Origin of the sequence: Arenibacter sp. F20364 (assembly GCF_023015905.1) — a bacterium.
GTDB lineage: Bacteria > Bacteroidota > Bacteroidia > Flavobacteriales > Flavobacteriaceae > Arenibacter.
On the sequence record NZ_JALKBD010000077.1, the window covers coordinates 1 to 3,244 of the forward strand.

At 43.6% G+C, this 3,244-nt stretch carries 1 protein-coding gene and 2 pseudogenes; all 3 read left to right on the top strand.

Features of this window, described 5'->3' with window-relative positions:
• Positions 1-858: pseudogene (locus MWU84_RS23605) on the top strand (hypothetical protein); the annotation flags it as partial.
• A gap of 19 nt (positions 859-877) precedes the next feature.
• Entirely contained in the window at positions 878-2,026 is a 1,149-nt protein-coding gene (locus tag MWU84_RS23610) for a gliding motility-associated C-terminal domain-containing protein (protein WP_246906465.1), read from the top strand.
• Between the two features lie 670 nt (positions 2,027-2,696).
• Positions 2,697-3,244: pseudogene (locus MWU84_RS23615) on the top strand (collagen-like protein); the annotation flags it as partial.

Below are 3,244 nucleotides of genomic sequence, written 5' to 3' on the forward strand. Positions count from 1 at the left end.
GCCGACAACAACGTCACACCTGCAAAAATTGCAGAAGGGACCAACGGACAGGTATTGACCACTAACGGAACGGGAGACGTCGTGTGGGCAGCACCTGCATCCTCTTCAATTCCTACTGGAACATCAGGGGCCATCTTTTTTTCTGATGGCAGTGGTGGCTTAAGTGATAACCCCACTAATTTATTTTGGGATGATACCAATGATCGTTTGGGAATAGGAACTAATTCACCTGATCGTGCGTTACATGTAATGGGTGAAACCCGATCCACCAGTTTCGCCGTTTCAAGTGGTACTGCCGCACTTCCTGGATACAGCTTTTACACAAACGATGATTTTAATACCGGTATGTTCAGAGCTGGTCCCGACGAATTGGCATTTTCAACAGGCGGAGCAGAAGCAATGCGTATTGCCGACGATCAATTTGTGGGGATTTTTACAACCAATCCTGCCGAAAGATTGCATGTAAACGGAAATATTAGAGCTGATGGAAGTTTTCTATCAACCGATAATGTAATTGGAACTCCAGACTACGTATTCCAAAAATATTATTTAGGAACTTCAATCTTAAATAAAAATTACACCTTTAGTAGCCTTACTGAAATTGAAAAACATATCAAAAAGAAACACCATTTACCAGGCGTAAAATCAGCCGAGGAAATCAAGGAACAGGGATTTTGGAATCTTGGAGAAGCCTCAAGAATAAACCTAGAAAAAATTGAGGAATTGTTCCTCCACACTATAGAGCAGGAAAAAAAGATAGACCAGCTTAAAACCGAAAATAAATCCCTGTCCGCAGAGCTGCAGTCGCTCCGAAAGGACATGGACGAAATAAAGGCATTGATACAAAATAAGAACTAAGGGTATTGGACCAAAAAAAATGAAGAACGCTATCTACATCCTCGTATTGTTGCTTCCCCTAGGGATACAGGCCCAAACGGCCTTGTATAATAGTGGCAATATCCGTATCCACAATGAGGGACAGATAGGCTTTCATACCGATCTGATCAACAACGCCTCCTTTGACCAGAATTTGGGCCTCGCCGGTTTTTATGGCAGTAGCATGATCAGTGTTTCCGGTGCCTTTATGCCGGTGTTCTTCGATACCGAAATTGCCAATGACCAGGGAGTAATGCTCAACACGGGCATGAGTGTGGAGTCCAACACCAATTTTGTAGCGGGCAATTTTATTACCCCAAGGCAACAACAGGACATCTATTTTAATTTTCTGCAGGATGCCTTTTATGTGGGCGAAAGCGACCCCTCCAAGGTAGACGGCTATGTGACCATCAACAACGAACAGAATTTTATTTTTCCGGTGGGCGATTCTGAACAATTGCGATCCCTGACCCTCAATAGCAGTGGCACCAATAGCTTTGCAAAATGTGCCTATTATTTGGAAAATCCCACCAACCCGGCCACCTTTCCGGAAAGTTTTGACCCCACCAAAAAACCCAGGACCATGGGCGATATAAGTCAAGTGGAATTTTGGCATTTGGAGGGCAGTGTATCCTCCAACATACAGATCAGCTGGAACGCCCGTAGTAATATGGCCGCCCTGACCGAAGAGGTGGAAAAGATCATCCCCGTAGGTTGGAGTATTGGGGGCCGATCTTGGGTGAATCTAGGTGCAGCTTCGGTAGTGGGCGACCTAACACAGGGGTTTTTAATTTCGGAAAATTTTGTCCCGGACGATTATGCCATAATCACCTTTGCCTCCGAAGCCACGGCCAAGGAATTGCTTACACTGGACAATTACCTGATAACTCCCAACGGAGATGGGGTAAACGATGCCCTGTATATAGAAGAATTGGAACTCTCGGATGACGATACCATCAGTATATATAACCGCCAAGGACAGAAAGTTTATGAGGAGGACAATTACACCAACGGTTTCACCGGCTACTCCAATGTAGACAATTTGGTCATAAACCGGGGAGCCGGATTGCCCAATGGAGTCTATTTCTATATCATAGCCATGAAGGATCTTCAGCTTAATTATCAGGGATTCCTGTACTTGGAACACTAAAAGGGTTCGAGGTTCATGGTTCCAAGTTGAAAACAAATTACTACCGTCAGTTCGAGTGAAATGCCAGTAGGCATTTTGTATCGAGAACTCCTGATGGGACAGTGAACAGTAGGCAGTTGGCAATGCCAGTTTTAGGTTAAATGTTCAAGACTATTTTGTCCGGTCGAGCCTGTCTGACGGCTAGGCAGGCCTGCCCGGCGGTAGACGGGCGAAGTCGAGACCTTTTTGAGGCAGTGGGCAGGTCGAAAGACAAAAGTCTAGAATCCAGCATCTCAATACTAACATCTAGCATCTAATGTCTAGCATCCAGCATCAAAAATGCCAAGTGAATCTATCCCTTATAATTGCTCCCCTATTTCTTAAATCCTAGGATTCGCAACTTTAGCCCCTCTATTTATATCGACATTTTAGCTAATTGACCACGAATTATCATCAAAATTCTTTGCTTAAAATAGCTAACATTTCAAAATGGCAATACCCTTGAAGGCAACAGTTTTGTAGGGCTCTTCTTTCATTTTAACGTTCGACCAAAGGCATATTTTATAGCCCTAATTTTCAATAACATAGGTACACCACAGCTTTTATCAGGTTCACAACATTTTTTTAACATTCCATAATTAGACATCTAATTTTGGGTTTATATAGGTCGTTGTACCCTAATTCCCCTTGAATGGACTTTAAAAAAATACTACTTCTCTTATTTTTAATCGGTAGCGGTTACGCAACTGCCCAGGTTAAAATTGGAGAAAATCCGAATAGCATAAACGCGGCTTCCATTGTTGAATTGGAAAGCACCACAAAAGCATTTGTACTTACCCGGGTTTCCAATACCCAAATGCAAAGTATTAAGCCACTACGTGGGGCAATGGTCTATAATACGGATGCACAATGTGTTTTCTTCTACAACGGAACGCAATGGAATAGCCTTTGCACAGGCAGTTCAACTGCCACTGGAGGTGTCGGCATACAGTCTACTGTTAATAACGGTAACGGGACATTTACTTTCAATTATACAGACGGAACAAAATTTACAACTTCAAACTTAACAGGACCACGAGGTCCTGCTGGTATTAATGGTATTGACGGAACCAATGGAGCTACTGGAGCAACCGGCCTAACTGGAGCCAAGGGAGATCAGGGAGACAAAGGAGACAAAGGAGATACCGGTGCTCAGGGTCCGATAGGACTTAATGGCGCAACTGGTGCTGATGGAGCCAA

What these genes read in the sequence shown, in the direction of transcription:
- MWU84_RS23610 (WP_246906465.1), top strand. Translation starts at nt 878, where the DNA reads ATGAAGAACGCTATCTACATCCTCGTATTGTTGCTTCCCCTAGGGATA.